The organism is Curtobacterium sp. RIT-PI-V, from assembly GCF_025642935.1.
Taxonomy (GTDB): Bacteria; Actinomycetota; Actinomycetes; order Actinomycetales; family Microbacteriaceae; genus Curtobacterium.
Genome location: NZ_JANZKM010000001.1, coordinates 293,902 through 309,293, shown reverse-complemented (window position 1 = coordinate 309,293; position 15,392 = coordinate 293,902). Strand labels below are relative to the sequence as shown.

Sequence of the window (15,392 nt, the reverse complement as noted above, 5' to 3'; positions counted from 1 at the left end):
GACGAGCACCGGCGTGCTCACCGGGCGACGGGGTGCAGCCGCTCGGCGGCAGTCGTCCGCACGGCGTCCGTCACCCGCTCGAGCAGCGGCGACGCCAGGTTCCACCGTTGCCACCACAGGGCGACGTCGGCCCGGCGCGTCGGGGTGAGCTCGAGCAGCTCGCCCCGTGTCAGGGCATCGAGGCACTGCGCCTCGGGCAGCATCCCCCACCCGAAGCCGAGCGAGACCGCCCGTGCGAAGTCGGCCGACGTCGGGACGAAGTGGCGTGGGCCGGAGGGCGCGTGGCCGAGCACCCGGCGGAGGTAGCCCTGCTGCAGGTCGTCATCACGGTCGTAGTCGACGAGCGGCACCCGGTCGAGGCGGCTCAGCATCCGCCGCTCGGTGTCGGCGTCGGACAGGTAGCGGTCCACGAACGCCGGCGATGCCACCGCCCGGTACCGGTCGATGCCGAGCGGCACCGACGAGCAGCCCTGCACGGGGTCCGCCTCGGCCGTCACGGCACCCATCACCGTGCCGGCGCGCAAGAGCTCGGCGGTGCGGTCCTGGTCCTCGCGGTGCAGGTCGAAGACCACCTCGGTGTCGACACGGACGAGTGCGAGCGCATCGAGGAACCACGTGCCGAGCGAGTCGGCGTTGACGGCGAGCGGGATCGACGGCACCGCGGACCCCGCACCCCGGGCATCGGTCTCGCCGAGGGCGCGGGCGGTCTCGTCGTCGAGCAACCGCACCTGACGTGCGTGCCGGAGCACGACCGCGCCGTCGGCCGTCGGGGTGACCGGGGTCGTCCGTTGCAGCAGGACCCGACCGACCTGCTGCTCCATCGACTTGATGCGCTGCGAGACCGCCGACGGGGTGATCGCCAGGGCCCGGGCGGCCGCGTCGAGCGTGCCGTGGTCGACGGCGGCCAACAGGGTCTCGAGGTGCTCGCGCTGGAACCGGACCATGCAGTGCAGCTTACGGTGCTGAAGGAACGTGAGCTGGTCTACAGACCACGGCGCACCTAGCGTCGTGGACGTGACCGCACTCCTCCCCCTGCTCGCCGGCCTCGGCACCGGACTCGCCCTGATCGTCGCGATCGGTGTGCAGAACACCTACCTGCTCCGGTTGGCGGTCAGCTCAGGGCTGCGGGTGGTGACGGCGGCGGTCGTCGTGTGCGCGGTGTCGGACGCCGTGCTCATCGTCGCCGGGGTGCTCGGCGTCGGGGCCGTGGTCGAGCGGTTCCCGGTGGCGCTCGTCGTCGTACGGTTCGTCGGGGCCGCGTTCCTCGTGACCTACGGCGTGCTCGCCGCGCGACGGGCGCTGCGGCCGTCGAGCGACGCCATGCGAGTGGCCGACGAGGCGGCGGACGACGGCGTGCCGGAGCCGGCCGCGGGCAGTGCACCCGAGTGCCCGGGGACGGTGGTGGCGGGGCGGACGCGCACCGTGCCTCCCGGCCAGGCGGTGACCATGCGCACGGCGGTGGCGACCATGCTCGTCTTCACGTGGGCGAACCCGCACGTGTACCTGGACACGCTGGTGTTCCTCGGTTCCGTCGCGAACCAGCAGGGGCCGGACGACCGCTGGCTGTGGACCGTCGGCGCCGTCGCGGCGAGCTGCCTGTGGTTCGGCGCGCTCGGGTTCGGCGGGCGACTGCTCCGGCCGCTGTTCGCGAAGCCGGTGACGTGGCGGGTGTTCGACGGCCTGGTCGCCGTCGTGATGCTGGGCTTCGGCTTGCTGCTGGTCGTCGGCGCCTAGGAGGCCGGAGCCCGCTACTGCTGGCCCTTGCCGACCCGGCTGTTGCGGCGGCTGTAGCCGAAGTAGATCGCGAAGCCGATGACGAGCCAGACGACGAACCGCAGCCAGGTCTCGACCTCGAGGTTCAGCATCAGCCAGAAGCACAGCACGGCCGACAGGATCGGGATCACCGGCGACCACGGCACCCGGAACGAGCGCGGGGCGTCCGGGCGCGACTTGCGGAGCACGATGATGCCGATCGACACGAGCACGAAGGCCGACAGCGTGCCGATGTTGATCATGCCCTCGAGCTTGTCGACCGCCGTGAACCCGGCGAGCAGCGCGACGACGACCCCCGCGACGACCTGCACGCGCACCGGCGTCTGCGTCTTCGGGTTCGTCTTCGAGAACCAGCGCGGCAGCAGACCGTCACGGCTCATCGCGAAGACGATGCGGGACAGACCGAGCAGCAGCACCATGACGACGGTCGTCAGGCCGATCAGGGAGCCGATGGCGATGATGCCGGCCGCCCACGGCAGCCCGACGATGTCGAAGGCCGAGGCCAGGGACGGCGCGTCCTCCTGCGCCAGGCGCTGGTAGGAGACCATGCCGGTGATGACGATGCTGACGCCGACGTACAGCAGCGTCACGATGCCCAGGCCGATGAAGATGCCGCGGGGCAGCGTCTTCTGCGGGTTCTCGGTCTCCTCCGCGCTGGTCGCGACGACGTCGAAGCCGATGAACGCGAAGAACACGAGCGACGCCGCGGCGAGCAGCCCGAAGACGCCGTACTGCGCGGGCTCGGAACCGGTGAACCAGGACACGAGCGACTGGGTCCAGACGCTGCCCTCGGCGCCCTTTGCGGGCTCCGACGGCGGGATGAAGGGGGTGAAGTTCGCGGCCTTGACGAAGAACGCACCGGCGACGATGACGAACACCACGATGGCGACCTTGATGATGGTGATGACCGCCGAGACCCGCGACGACAGGCGGGTGCCGAACGCGAGCAGCACCGTGAAGATGCCGACGATCAGGACCGGGCCCCAGGTGAACGGGATCGGGCCGAGCTGGATCGTGCTCGGCAGGCTCACCCCGAACACGTCGAACGCGGTGCTGAGGTAGATGCCCCAGTACTTCGCGATGACGGCACTCGCCGTGAGGGTCTCGAGGATGAGGTCCCAGCCGACGATCCAGGCGAGCAGCTCGCCCATCGTGGCGTAGGTGAACGTGTAGGCCGAGCCGGCGACGGGGATCGTCGAGGCGAACTCGGCGTAGCACATGATCGCCAGGCCGCACGTGACGGCGGCGAGCAGGAACGAGATGATGACGCCGGGCCCGGCGAAGTTCGCGGCGGCGTTCGCGCCGACCGAGAAGATGCCGGCGCCGACGGCGACCGCGATGCCCATCGCGGCGATGTCGAACGTCTTCAGGGAGCGTTTCAGGGATCGGCCCTGCTCCTCGGAGTCGGCCAGTGAGGCCTCGATCGACTTGATGCGGAGCTTCGTTGCCATGGGGTGGATCCCGTCATCGGCTGGGCGGCGGACCCCGTGACATTACTGGTGTACCACCCCGACACGCAAACAGCGGAGCCGCTGGGCGCGCGGGAACCAGGTTCCGGACATGGAACCAGGGAACGGCGCGGTGCCGTGTCCGGAACCAGGTTCCGTGCGCAGGGCGGGTCGACCGGGAGGCCCGGCTCGGCTCAGGCGGATCGGCGCCAGTTGCGCAGGAACCGCGCTCCGGCCTCGTCGTGGATCACCCCGTCGGGTGCGGTGAGCACCGGGTACGGCGTCACCGGGACGCCGTCCGAGGGACGGACGTCGACGTGCGCGACCTCGTGGCCGTTCGCGTGCAGCCAGTCCGCCATCGCGTAGTCGCTGCGAGAGTCGCCCATCGTGCGCCAGGCCGTCGGCAGCTCGCCGTCCTGCGCCAGGAGCTCGAGCGACCGCTCGGCGCCCATGTCCTTGCCGCTGCGGTCGGACTCGACGTCGGTCGAGATGATCGTCGGGTCGATCCGCCACTGCACGGCGCCGTCGGCGTCGGGTCGGACGTCGGCGAGACGGCGCACGCCCAGGCCGCGGCGCTCGAGGGCCGCCATCGCCTTCGCGTCGAACTCGGGCTGCCGAGCCAGGTACGTGGCGTTCGGCACCTCCACCCGCTGCTCGATCGACACCATGGCGCGCTTCGTCTCGTCGAAGAACACCAGGTCGGCGTACTCGGAGCGGACGAGCTCGCGCATCTCGTCGGCGTAGTCGCGCGGGAGCGCCAGGTCGTCGGCGACGGTGAGCTCGCTCATGCCACCCTCGTACTGCGGGCCGATCGAGCACCAGACGGCGCCCTTCTCGCAGACGGCGTGCACGCGGCCACCCTCGGCGAGACCACCCGCCAGCAGCGGACCGACCACCTCGCTCCGGATGAAGGCGTCGCTCCGGCCGGTGTTGAAGACGACGGGGATGCCCTCGGCTGCGAGGGCGACGAGGTCCTCGATGATGCTCGGGATCGCGATGGTGCGGGAGACCGGGCTGGCGATGGGCCCGTCGACGTCGAGCAGGAGACCGAGACGAGGTTGGTTCACGGCACCATCCTCTCAGCCCCGCGTGACCGCCCTCGCGGTGAACCCGTCGAGCACGGCGCCGATCGCAGCCGGGTCGGGCACGTGGCCCTGCCCTGGGACCTCGACGTAGTCCGACCCCGGCACGGCCTCGACGACCGCACGGGACGCCTGCCGCATCCACTCGTGGCCGTCGCTGCCCGCGGCGACGAGCACCGGGACACCGACCGCTGCGGCGACCCGCTCCGGGATCGCCAGACCGTTGAGCACCCGCACGTCGCGGCTGAGCACGTGGGCGTCGACGACGAGGGACCGCCAGAGCGCACCCCGCAGCCGCAGCGCCGAGATCTGCCCCATCGGCACCCCCAGGACGTGCGCGAGGAACGCCCGGACGGCCTGGGCACGACGGCCGGCGGCGACGTGCTCGTCGAGCAGGTCGGCGAAGACGACGTCGTCGGCGTGCGGGTCGACGGTCGCGCGGTACGGCGGCTCCCACAGCACGGCGGCCCCGAGCGGGACACCGGCGGCGAGGCCCCGGAGGACCACCCCCGCGCCGACGCAGAGGCCGAGCGCGGCGACGGGTCCGTCCACGCTCCCGACGACGGCCGCGAGGTCCTCGACCTCGCGCTCGATCGTCCACGGGGTGGTGTCGCCGCTCGCACCGCGGCCCCGCCGGTCGTACGTGATGACCCGGTAGCGGTCCTGCAGCGCTTCGGTCAGGCGCTCGACGGTGGGGGTGCCGTGGTGGTCGAAGGCGCCACCGACCACGACGAGCGCCGGACCGGTGCCCGCGTCGGACACGGCGATCACCGTGCCGTCGGCGGAGACGACCGTGCGGTCGACGTGCTGGTCCATTGGGGGCCTTCCGAGGGTGGTTCGACGGCGCTGCGTCGGGTCCTCGGGAGGGACCGGGCGGGTCGGTCCTCGAAGCATGGCATCGGAGCGCTCCCACGTCGACACCCACAACCAGGGGGAGACGACCGGTCCGACTCCTGCTCGTGCCACGCTCAGCGGTCGCGGTAGATCGCTCGGCGGTGGCCGGCATCGACGACCACCACGATGAGTCGGCCGTCGTCGATCTCGTAGATCAGGCGGTAGTCGCCCGATCGGACCCGCCAACCGGGTCGGTTCACGAGCTTCCGAGCTGCCGGGGGCCGCGGGTGGTCGGCGAGGATCGCGAGGAGGCCCTCGATCCGCCGACGACCGTCGGGCGGGAGCTTGCGGATGACGCGTTGCGCGGACGGGATGACCTCGACCGACCAGGTCATCCGAGCCCGAGCTCGCGCTTGAGATCGTCCCACTGCACGTTCTCGCCGCCGATGCGCTTGCTCTCCGCGATGGCAGCGTCGTACGCGATCAGGTCGTCGAGGTCCTCGGCCGCCTCGAGCAGGCGGTCCAGGACATCAGCGTCCACCACCGCCGCGACGCGCTTGTTGCGCCGGGTCAGGTAGACGGGTTCGTGCCGGGCGTCGTCGATGATCGACGCCAGGCGGCCACGTGCTTCGGAGATCGACACTTCGCTCACCTGTACATTCTAGAGCGTTTTGTACAAGTCAGACGAGCGCCGTGGTGCCGACTGATTCCCGCTCGAGCAACGATCGCTTGACGTCGAGCCCCCATGCGAAGCCCCCGAGTGTGCCGTCGGATCGCAGCACCCGGTGGCACGGCACGAACAGTGCGGGAGCGTTCCGTGCGCACACGCTGGCGGCGGCCCGCACGGCGTCCGGACGACCCATCGCCCCGGCGAACTCGGTGTAGGTCAAGGTGCCGCCGGCGGGGATGCGCCGGAGCTGCCGCCACCCCTCGGTGAACAGGTCGGTGCCGAACTGCCGCACCGGCACCTGCATGGCGTGCTCGACCTCGCCCGAGTAGAAGGCGTCCACGGCGTCGGCAGCGGCGACCGTGCCGTCGACGATGCGACTGGGTCGGTACCGGTCGGCGAGCCGCCCGAGGATCCGGTCGACGGAGTCGGTCCAGCCCGAGGCGAGGACACGGCCCTCGGCGTCCTCGAGCACGGTGAAGGCCCCGTCCGGGGTGTCCAGGGTCTGGATGGTTGCGTCGGTCATCGTTCGTCCTTCCGAGGGTCGTTGTCTGCGTGCCGCGCACGGTCGGTGCCGTGCGCCCGTGCACCGGCGGCCGTCGTGATCGCGCGGTCGATGATCGGTCGCCAGCAGTGCATCGTCAGGTAGCTCCGCCAGGGCGCCACCTGCTCCGACCATAGGGAGAGCTCGCGCGCCGTACCGGGCAGTCCGAGTTCCTGTGCACCGTTGCGCACGGCGAGGTCGCTGTGGAGGAACACGTCGGGGTGGTGCCGGACCCGGAGCGCCACGTAGTCGGCGGTCCACGGCCCGATGCCCTTCACCGCCAGCAACCGCTCGCGCAGTTCGTCGAGGGACTGTCCGCCGTCGATGACGAGCGACCCGTCGGTGAGCGCCGCGGCGACCCGCAGGATCGTGTCGACGCGGGCGGCCGGACCGCGCAGTACCTCGTGGCCGCGGGCAGCGATGACCTCGGCGGACGGGAACAGCAGGCCATCCGGCAGGATCGCCGACGGCACGGCGGGACCGAGCGCCGCCACGAGCCGCGTCTGGGCCGTCCGGGCCGCGGCGACGGAGACCTGCTGCCCGAGGAGGGTGCGGAACACGATCTCGTGCGCGTCGACAGCGCCGGGCAGCCGCAGGCCGGGGACCCGCTGCACCGCCGCGGCGAGCTCGGGCACGGAACCGAGCACCGCGTCGACGGCGACCGGGTCGGCGTCGAGGTCGAAGTACGACCGGACGCGGGCGACGAGCGTCGGCAGGTCGGACAGATCGGTGACGCGCACCCGCAGGTCGATCCCGGTGCCGCGACCGGCTGCGGTGGAGCCGGGCGCCCCCGCGACCGCGGCCGATGCGCTGAACCAGCCCGGGCCTCCCGGCAGGTCGAGCAGTCGCCCGTACGAGGTGACCCGACCGGATCCGTCGGTGTCCACCTGCTCCAGCCCTGGCAGGGCGTGCAGTGCGTGCCAGTCGAGGAGCCCCTGCGCGTCGAACGGCGGCCGCGCGGGCAGGTGCACGTGCAGTGCGCCGTCGGACGCGGGACGGAGCGTCCGACGGGCGCGCAGCTCGGACGGGGTGACGGCGAAGACCTCGCGGACGGTCTCGTTGAACTGGCGGACGCTCGCGAACCCGGCGGCGAAGGCGACGTCCGCGATGGGCAGGTCCGACGACGTCAGCAGCGTGCGTGCCGTCTGGGCGCGGTGCGCGCGACTGAGCGCCTTCGGTCCGGCGCCGAGCTCGGCCGTCATGATGCGGTTGAGCTGGCGTTCGGAGTAGCCGACCCGTGCGGCGAGCCCCGGGACGCCGTCGCGTTCGACGACACCGTCGAGGACGAGGCGCATGGCGCGACCGGCGACGTCCTCACGCAGGTCCCACTCGGGGCTGCCGGGGGTCGCCTCGGGCAGGCAGCGCTTGCAGGCGCGGAAGCCGGCCAGGTGCGCCGCCGCGCTCGTGCGGTAGAAGGTGACGCCGGTCTCGCGGGGCGTGCGTGCCGGGCAGCTCGGTCGACAGTAGATGCCCGTGGAGTGCACGGCGGTGACGAACTGGCCGTCGAAGCGTGCGTCGCGCGAGGCGACGACGCGGTAGCGCTCGGCGTGCAGTTGGTCGGTTCCGGGGATGGTCACGGGCCCAGCCTGACACGCACCACCGACCGCGACTGGCGGAAATCGGACGGCGCGGCGGACGCGTGCGGGCGGGCCTCCGTGGCGCGTCGCGTGGGGCGGGCGGGCCCGAGGTTCCGAGATCTCGGCATGTCGGCGCTCCGTGCGCCCGCCCGTGGAACCTCGGCGCGGCACCGACGGCGTGTTGCGGAACCTCGGCGCCGCGGTACCGACGACGGCACGGCGTCGACCGGGAGGCCCGGCTAGCGTTGGGCGGGTGACCTCCGGAGACGACGTGGCCGGGTCTGACCACCGGGTCGGCTCCGACGTGCTCGCCGACTCCGTCGACCTGCCGTTCCGGACCGAGGTCGAGATCGCACTGCTGCTCGTGTCGCGCCGCCACCGCTACGAGGGCAGGCCGGCCGACGGCGCCTTGCCGGTGCTGCCGGACGAGCCGGACGAGCTGCGGGACCGCGTCGAACTCCGCACCGGGCTCGGCATCGTCGGCGACCGGTACTTCGCGGCGCGGGCGCACGTGCACGCCTCGGTGACGGTCATCGGGCTCGAGGGCCTCGAGGAGGTCGGACGATCACTCGGCGTGCCGGTCGATCCCGTGGCGACCCGGCGGAATGTGTTCCTGCGGGGCGCCGACGTCGAGGCGCTCCGGGGCGAGCCGTTCTCGCTGCAGAACCCCGGCAGCGGTGCCGTGCTGTTCCGCGGGTACCGGCCGGCGAACCCGTGCGCCTGGATGGACCACGAGGTCGCGCCGGGGGCGTTCCGGGCGATGCGTGGACGGGGCGGGGTGCGGTGCGACCCCGAGTCCGACGGCGTGCTCGCCCTCGGACCCGCGGTGCTCCGGACGACCCGCCCCGTCGCGCTGGGCTGACAGCCGCGCCGTCAGCGGCAGGGCCGCCAGCGGCAGGGCCGTCAGCGGCAGCGCACCGTGCTCACGCGGTCAGCGCGCTCTCGATCGCGTCGACGAAGGCCGGCAGGTCGTCGGGGTTCCGCGAGGTGATGATGCCGCCGTCGACCTGGACCTCCTGGTCGACCCACTCGGCGCCGGCGTTCCGGACATCGGTCTGCAGCGACGGGAACGAGGTGATCGTCCGTCCGCGCAGCACACCGGCCTCGATGAGGGTCCACGGGCCGTGGCAGATCGCCGCGACGGGCTTGTTCGCCTCGACGAAGGCCGTCACCAGTGAGACCGCCGAGTTGTCCTGTCGCAGGGTGTCGGCGTTGATGGTGCCGCCGGGGACCACGAGCGCGTCGTACCCGGTCACGTTGACACCGGCGATGGTGGTGTCCGGGTCGAGGGACTTGCCGGGGTCCTTGTCGCCGACGAGGGTCTCGATCGAACCGGAGTCCTGCGCCGCCACGGTCACCGTCGCGCCGCGCTCGCGGAGCTGGTCGACGGGCACGACGATCTCGTCCTGCTCCACGCCGTAGTTCGTCGCGATGACGAGGACCTTCTTGCCGTCCAGGGTTGCCATGGTCGCTCCTTCCGCGGCCCGGTGGTTCCGGCCGCACGTGCGGCCCGGTGGTTCCGGCCGCACACCCGAGGGTCGTCGGGGAGCGCTGGGCGTGCCCGCAGGACGCAGCGGGTCCTCAGCCGCGGATGCGGAAAGCGGACCCTTCGGGCTCGACGGTGATGCCGTCGTACCCCGACACCCGGTAGAGCCCGGCCGTGACGTCCGACTCGTGCGGGCCGACGACGACGGTGGTCGCTCCCGAGGCGATGGCCGACTCGAGGCCGGCGGGGGCGTCCTCGAACGCGACGCAGTCGGTGGCCGCGACACCGAGCAGCGCGGCACCCCGCAAGTACCCGTCCGGGTGCGGCTTGCCGTGCTCGACGTCCTCGGACGGCACGAACGCCGTCGGCATGGTCAGGCCCGCTGCCGCCATCCGGCCGGCGGCCAGGTCGCGCGGTGCACTCGTCACGAGCGCCACCGGGACCCCGGCGTCGAGGAGCCGGTCCACGAAGGCGGCGGCACCGGGGATCTCGAAGATGCCCTCGCTGCTCGCGCTCTCCTCGGCGACCAGTCCGGCAGCGATGCGGAGCTGCTCGTCGCGGTCCAAGTCGGGCAGGAAGTGCTCGATCGTGCTGATCGCCTGACGGCCGTGCGAGAAGGCGAGGATGTCGGCCGGGTCGATGCCGCGGTCCTGACCGAAGCGGGTCCAGGTCGCCTCGACCACCGCGGTCGAGTCGACGAGGGTCCCGTCCATGTCGAAGAGGACCCCGGACGCCACGATGTCGATCACGCGCCCGACCCTAGCCGACGCGGTCGACCGGTACCGAGACTCGGGTGGTCGGCCCCGAGACTCGGGTGGGCAGCCCCGAGACTCGGGCGGGCGGCCCCGAGTCTCGTCCCCGGCGACACTTCGCGGCCTCCGGAGCGCGAGGAGTGTCGCTCAGGCCGAGACTCGTGCAGACGGCACCGCCCGGACGTACCGGGTCAGCAGCACGTCACCCGCACCGCGGAGCACGTGCGCGGGGCGCATCCGCCGCAGCTCCGGGGAACCGCCGCGGGCGATCCGCGGCCCGGTGCCGCCCTCGAGCGACGGGTCGATCGTCAGGGTCAACTCGTCGACGGCGTCCGCGGCGATCAGTGACCCGAGGAACGTCGGGCCGCCCTCGCAGTGGATCGTGCCGAGCCCCCGCGCCACCAGTGCGTCGCGGACGAGCGACACGTCGACCGACTCGGGATCGGCCGCGGAGCTGCACGGCACGACGTCGGCGACGGACGACAGCGCGACCCCGGCGTCCGACGGCGCCGCAGCCGCGGAGGTCAGGACGACGGGCCGGACCGGGGCCTCGGTGAACACCCGGGATCCGGCGTCGAGCGACAGCGACCGTGAGACGATCGCGAACACCGGGTGGTCGGGCAGGCCGTGCGACAGGCGCCAGGCCACGTCGGCGTCGTGCAGGACCATCGGCCCGTAGCCCTCGTCGCGCACGGTGCCCGCGGCGACGAGCACCACGTCGGCCACCCGGCGGAGCAGGTCGAACACGCGCAGGTCGTCCGGACCGCCGAGCGACCCCGAGACCCCGGCGGCCGAGGCGGACCCGTCGAGCGTCGCCACGAAGTTCACCCGCAGCCACGACGCCGACGCACCCGCGGTGTACAGGTCGATCAAGTCGTCGTCGGACAGGTCAGCGATCGACGGGGGCAGGAGGTTCACGTGTTGTGCCGCGCTTCCACCGGCGCGCGCCAACCGAGCGTCGCCTCGACCATGCGCATCGCGTCGACGCTCTCGACGACGTCGTGCATCCGGACGATCCGCGCCCCGAGCATCGCGCTCACGGTCGCGACGGCGAGCGACCCCGCCAGGCGTTCGCCGCGCGGGCGTCCGAGCGACTCCCCCACGAAGTCCTTGTTCGACACCGCCGCGAGCACCGGGTACCCGAGCGCCACGACCTCGGGCAGGCGCCGGGTCACCTCGAGCGTGTGCACGGTGTTCTTGTTGAGGTCGTGGCCGGGGTCGACGACGATCCGCGACTCCGGGATCCCCGCGGTGAGCGCCCGGTCGACGCGCTCCAGCAGGAATCCGACGACGGACGCCGTGACGTCGTCGTACCGGGGCGGCTCCGGCAGCTGCTGGCGCGGCGGGGCGGTGGAGTGCGTGATGACGATCGTGGCCTCGGAGTCCGCGACGACGGCAGCCATCCGGGGGTCCGACAGGCCGGTGGTGTCGTTGATGACACTCGCACCGGCTGCGATCGCCGCTGCGGCGACCTCGGGGCGGAACGTGTCGACGCTGATGGTGACGTCGGACTCCTGGGCGAGCTGCTCGACGACGGGCACGACGCGGTCGACCTCGTCCGCAGCGGGGAGCTCGGGCCCCGGAGCGAACTTCACGCCGCCGATGTCGACCCAGTCGGCACCCTGTTCGGCAGCCCGGACGGCGGCGGCGACGGCGCGGTCGAGCTCGAAGGTGGCACCTCGGTCGTGGAACGAGTCGGGCGTGCGGTTCACGATCGCCATCACGGCGATGCGGTGGTCGAAGTCGAACGAACGGCGTCCGATCGTGCGGACCGGGTCGCGCAGGTCGGGCACCACCCAGCCGTGTCCAGCCGTGCCGTCGGGGAGGCCCGTGGCGCGCCCGTCGGTCGTCATGCGTCCGCCCCGGTGTCCGTCACACGCCCCGCACCGATGAGCGCGATCGCCTCGGCCCGGCCCGCGGCGTCGGCCAGCGAACCGTTCGCCGCGACGGTGACGGTCGTCGACCCGGTCTGGCGCTCCCCACGCGTCGTCACGCACTGGTGCTGCGCGTCGAGGACCACGAGGACCCCCTCGGCGCCGAGCCCCTCGGCGATCGTCGCGGCGACCTGCTCGCCCAGTCGTTCCTGCAGCTGCGGACGCGAGGCCACGGCGTCGAGCACACGCGAGAGGGTGCCGAGCCCGATCAGCCGGTCGCCCGGCGCGTAGGCCAGGTGCGCGACCCCGAGGAACGGCAGCAGGTGGTGCTCGCAGACGGACCGGAACTTCACGTCGCGGACGATGACGAGCCGACCGCGTTCGCCGTCCTCGGCGTGCACGGTGCCGTCGCGGGCGATGGCCACGGCGTCCGTGCCGATGCCGGCGAAGAAGTCGGCGTACGAGTCGGCGACCCGAGCGGGGGTGCGTTCGAGTTCGGGGCGGTCGGGATCCTCGCCGATGCCGAGCAGGAGTTCGCGCACCGCGGCCTCGACGCGGGCACGGTCCATGCGTGACGTCACCCGACCATCCAACACCAGCCGTAGCCGGAGAACGCGAGCCGGTGCACGGCGTGACGTCCCCCGATCGCGCGGGGCGGGCCTCCCGGTCGGACGACGACTTCGTCAGTCGGACACGGTGTGCCGGGCGAAGGTCGTCGCGACCGGCTTCTGCGCACCCCACAAGCCGGTGTCACGATCGACGGGCACCAAGCCGTAGACGTCCTGTCCGGGGGCGGCGGTGGGCTGGTCGAGGAGCTCGTAGAGGAACACGTGCGTCAGTACGCTGGGGGCTCGGTCGCGGAGGGCGACGATGACCTCCTCGAGTCGGCCCGACTGGGCGGCGAGCCGGGAGCGGTCCGTCCCGGCACCGCCCTCGAGGTTGAGTTCGGTGATGAGCACCTGCTCCTGCGGCAGCGCCCCCAGCCGCTCGATCACAGCGAGCAGTTGGTCGTCGCCGGTCAGCTCGTTCTGCTCCGGCTGGACGTACCAGTTGAGCGAGTTGACGTCCCAGAGGACGCCGTCCTCGTGGAGGCGTTCGAGGAATCCGGTGTGCTTCCAGGCCACGTTCGCCACGGTGCGCGCAGCCGGGTCACCGAGCCGGACGCCGTCCCGGAGCGCCGACTGCACGTTGCGGACCATCGGTAACGCCTCGGTGTCGAAGTGCTCGGGCCGGGATCCGTCCACCCCCTTCCTGATCGCCACGTTGTCGAGTTCGTTCGCCAACTGGAACCAGGGGATCCGGCCCGCGTAGCGCTCCACCACGGGCACGCAGTTGTCGAGGAGCGACTCGTACGACCGTCGGTACCCGCCCTCGGGCGTGAGGACGCAGAGCAGCTCGAGGTCGAGCTGCTCGGCGGTGTCGACGACGGTGTCGTACCACTGCCAGTCCCATCGGCTGGACATGGCCTGCGGCACGAACCAGTCCACCCGGTAGGAGTCGCACCCGAACACCTTGGCGAGTTGGAGTTGCTGCACCACGTCGGCTGCCGGGTAGGAGAAGCCGTCGATCCAGGGGTGGTGTGCTCCGACGCCGAACCGCAACGGCATCCCGCGCGCTCTCGGTCCCGCCGTGCCGGACGCGCCCGCGGCCGATCGCGGTCCCCCGGAAGCGAGCGATCCGCCGAGCAGGGTGGCCCCCGCCGCTTGGAGGAGCGTGCGACGGCGGGGCATCGCGGGCCGGTGACTCGATTGGTTGCTGTGCATCCACACAGGCTAAGGAGCGTCCTGCACCAGCGCCCAAGAGTTCGTATATCGCGCTGAAGCTCGCGCTCTGTGAGGATCCTGTGACATGCCGGAAACCCAGCAGGCTTTAAACTTGCTCGGTGAGCGCCCCGCAGACCGACACCCCACCCCGGAACCGCTTCGCGACCGGCCTCGATCGATACTTCTCCATCACGAAGCGCGGATCCACGATCCCGCGCGAGGTGCGAGGCGGACTCGTCTCGTTCGTGACGATGGCGTACATCGTCATCCTCAACCCATTGATCCTCGGCGGGTTCAGCGCCGACCAGGCCGCCAAGGACGTCTCCGGCGGCTGGCTCGAGAACGCGCAGGTCGCCGCCGCGACCGGTCTCGTCGCCGGCCTGATGACCATCGCCATGGGCGTCATCGCGAACCTGCCGTTCGGCATCGCCGCGGGCCTCGGGATCAACTCGTTCCTGGCCGTCAGCGTCGTGCAGCAGGTCACCTGGGCCGAGGCGATGGGACTCGTCGTCATCAACGGCGTGATCATCGTGGTCCTGGCGTTGACGGGGATCCGGACGATGATCTTCACCGCCGTCCCGGCGCAGCTGAAGGCCGCGATCACCGTCGGCATCGGCCTGTTCATCGCCTTCATCGGCCTCGTCGACTCGGGCTTCGTGCGCTCGTCCGGGCTCGCGTCGCCGCCACTGCAGCTCGGTGAGGACGGCTCCGTCGGCGCCCTGCCGACCATCGTGTTCCTGATCGGCCTCGTCATCATCGGCACACTCATGGCCCGCAAGGTCAAGGGCGCCCTGCTCATCGGGATCGTCGCCACGACGATCATCGCGATCATCCTGCAGGCAATCTTCCAGGTGCCGACGTCGGTCGACTCGAAGACGGGCTGGAACCTCAACGCCCCCGGTCTGCCGAGCGCGCTGTTCGCGTTCCCCGACCTCTCGCTCGTCGGCCACGCCGACCTGTTCGGCGCGTTCAGCCGCATCGGGCCGTTGGCCGCGTCGATGCTCGTCTTCACCCTCGTGTTCACGAACTTCTTCGACGCGATGGGCACCATGACCGGCCTGGCGAAGGCTGCCGGCGTCGCGAAGCCCGACGGCACGTTCCCCCGCCTGAAGTCGGCGCTCGTCGTCGAAGGCGTCGGCGCGATCGCCGGCGGCGGCGCCTCGGTGTCGTCGAACACCGTCTTCATCGACTCCGCCGCCGGCATCGGCGAGGGCGCACGCACCGGCATGGCGTCGGTCGTCACCGGCCTGCTGTTCCTGGCGTCGATGTTCCTCACCCCGCTCACACAGGTCGTGCCGCTCGAGGTCGCCGCTGCCGGGCTCGTCGTCGTCGGCGCCCTGATGGTGGCGCAGGTGGCAGACATCTCCTGGACGGACTTCGGGTCGGCCCTGCCCGCGTTCCTGACGATCGTCGTCATGCCGCTCACCTACTCGATCGCGAACGGCATCGGCGTGGGCTTCATCAGCTGGGTCCTCATCAAGCTGCTGTCCGGCCGGGGTCGCGAGGTGTCGTGGCTGCTCTACGTCGTCGCTGCGGGCTTCCTGCTGTACTTCGCGCGGGGGCCGCTCGAGGCGCTGCTCGGCGTCGGCTGA

The 15,392-nt window shown here is 71.9% G+C and carries 17 protein-coding genes; 3 read left to right on the top strand and 14 right to left on the bottom strand.

Annotated features, from left to right (window positions below; genetic code table 11):
• Positions 1 to 17: 17 nt before the first annotated feature.
• Entirely contained in the window at positions 18 to 944 is a 927-nt protein-coding gene (locus OGL88_RS01610; protein WP_263055041.1) for a LysR family transcriptional regulator ArgP, read from the bottom strand.
• A gap of 70 nt (positions 945 to 1,014) precedes the next feature.
• On the opposite strand from OGL88_RS01610, the gene OGL88_RS01605 reads away from it, so the two are divergent.
• A complete protein-coding gene (locus OGL88_RS01605) occupies positions 1,015 to 1,734 on the top strand; it encodes a LysE/ArgO family amino acid transporter (RefSeq protein ID WP_263089352.1) in 720 nt (239 codons plus the stop codon).
• A 14-nt stretch (positions 1,735 to 1,748) separates the two neighbouring features.
• Here OGL88_RS01605 and OGL88_RS01600 read toward each other — a convergent pair whose 3' ends face one another.
• The 7 genes from OGL88_RS01600 to OGL88_RS01570 form a co-directional block, all read right to left on the bottom strand.
• Positions 1,749 to 3,224, bottom strand: coding sequence for an APC family permease (locus tag OGL88_RS01600; protein WP_111083514.1), 1,476 nt, complete (start codon positions 3,222 to 3,224; stop codon positions 1,749 to 1,751).
• Between the two features lie 191 nt (positions 3,225 to 3,415).
• Entirely contained in the window at positions 3,416 to 4,288 is an 873-nt protein-coding gene (locus OGL88_RS01595; protein ID WP_263055043.1) for a hypothetical protein, read from the bottom strand.
• Between the two features lie 12 nt (positions 4,289 to 4,300).
• Positions 4,301 to 5,119: an alpha/beta fold hydrolase gene (locus tag OGL88_RS01590; protein WP_263055044.1), complete on the bottom strand. Its 819-nt coding sequence runs from the start codon at positions 5,117 to 5,119 to the stop codon at positions 4,301 to 4,303.
• A 152-nt stretch (positions 5,120 to 5,271) separates the two neighbouring features.
• Positions 5,272 to 5,532: a type II toxin-antitoxin system RelE family toxin gene (locus tag OGL88_RS01585; protein ID WP_263055045.1), complete on the bottom strand. Its 261-nt coding sequence runs from the start codon at positions 5,530 to 5,532 to the stop codon at positions 5,272 to 5,274.
• The gene (locus tag OGL88_RS01580) at positions 5,529 to 5,789 is read right to left on the bottom strand and encodes a type II toxin-antitoxin system Phd/YefM family antitoxin (RefSeq protein ID WP_263089351.1); all 261 of its coding nucleotides are present in this window, start codon (positions 5,787 to 5,789) and stop codon (positions 5,529 to 5,531) included. The genes OGL88_RS01585 and OGL88_RS01580 overlap by 4 nt, the downstream gene beginning before the upstream one ends.
• Positions 5,790 to 5,817: 28 nt before the next feature.
• Positions 5,818 to 6,330 (bottom strand): methylated-DNA--[protein]-cysteine S-methyltransferase, encoded by a 513-nt coding sequence (locus OGL88_RS01575; RefSeq protein WP_111083519.1) that lies wholly within the window; start codon positions 6,328 to 6,330, stop codon positions 5,818 to 5,820.
• Complete coding sequence (locus tag OGL88_RS01570) at positions 6,327 to 7,919, bottom strand: AlkA N-terminal domain-containing protein (RefSeq protein WP_441315710.1); 1,593 nt, start codon at positions 7,917 to 7,919, stop codon at positions 6,327 to 6,329. Before OGL88_RS01570 ends, OGL88_RS01575 begins: the two co-directional genes overlap by 4 nt.
• A gap of 310 nt (positions 7,920 to 8,229) precedes the next feature.
• Between OGL88_RS01570 and OGL88_RS01565 the strand changes: the two genes are divergently transcribed.
• A complete protein-coding gene (locus OGL88_RS01565; RefSeq protein ID WP_263089381.1) occupies positions 8,230 to 8,787 on the top strand; it encodes a molybdenum cofactor biosysynthesis protein in 558 nt (185 codons plus the stop codon).
• Positions 8,788 to 8,848: 61 nt separating this feature from the next.
• Here OGL88_RS01565 and OGL88_RS01560 read toward each other — a convergent pair whose 3' ends face one another.
• The 6 genes from OGL88_RS01560 to OGL88_RS01535 form a co-directional block, all read right to left on the bottom strand.
• Positions 8,849 to 9,391 (bottom strand): type 1 glutamine amidotransferase domain-containing protein, encoded by a 543-nt coding sequence (locus OGL88_RS01560; RefSeq protein WP_263055049.1) that lies wholly within the window; start codon positions 9,389 to 9,391, stop codon positions 8,849 to 8,851.
• Between the two features lie 115 nt (positions 9,392 to 9,506).
• Entirely contained in the window at positions 9,507 to 10,160 is a 654-nt protein-coding gene (locus OGL88_RS01555; RefSeq protein ID WP_205463356.1) for an HAD-IA family hydrolase, read from the bottom strand.
• A 150-nt stretch (positions 10,161 to 10,310) separates the two neighbouring features.
• Positions 10,311 to 11,081 (bottom strand): pyrimidine reductase family protein, encoded by a 771-nt coding sequence (locus tag OGL88_RS01550; protein WP_263055050.1) that lies wholly within the window; start codon positions 11,079 to 11,081, stop codon positions 10,311 to 10,313.
• Positions 11,078 to 12,016, bottom strand: a complete 939-nt coding sequence (gene folP, locus OGL88_RS01545) for a dihydropteroate synthase (protein WP_263055051.1) — start codon at positions 12,014 to 12,016, stop codon at positions 11,078 to 11,080. The genes OGL88_RS01550 and folP overlap by 4 nt, the downstream gene beginning before the upstream one ends.
• Positions 12,013 to 12,606: a GTP cyclohydrolase I gene (folE, locus tag OGL88_RS01540; protein ID WP_263055052.1), complete on the bottom strand. Its 594-nt coding sequence runs from the start codon at positions 12,604 to 12,606 to the stop codon at positions 12,013 to 12,015. The genes folP and folE overlap by 4 nt, the downstream gene beginning before the upstream one ends.
• Before the next feature lie 114 nt (positions 12,607 to 12,720).
• Complete coding sequence (locus tag OGL88_RS01535; RefSeq protein ID WP_263055053.1) at positions 12,721 to 13,644, bottom strand: hypothetical protein; 924 nt, start codon at positions 13,642 to 13,644, stop codon at positions 12,721 to 12,723.
• Positions 13,645 to 13,919: 275 nt separating this feature from the next.
• On the opposite strand from OGL88_RS01535, the gene OGL88_RS01530 reads away from it, so the two are divergent.
• Positions 13,920 to 15,392, top strand: coding sequence for an NCS2 family permease (locus OGL88_RS01530; RefSeq protein WP_123339432.1), 1,473 nt, complete (start codon positions 13,920 to 13,922; stop codon positions 15,390 to 15,392).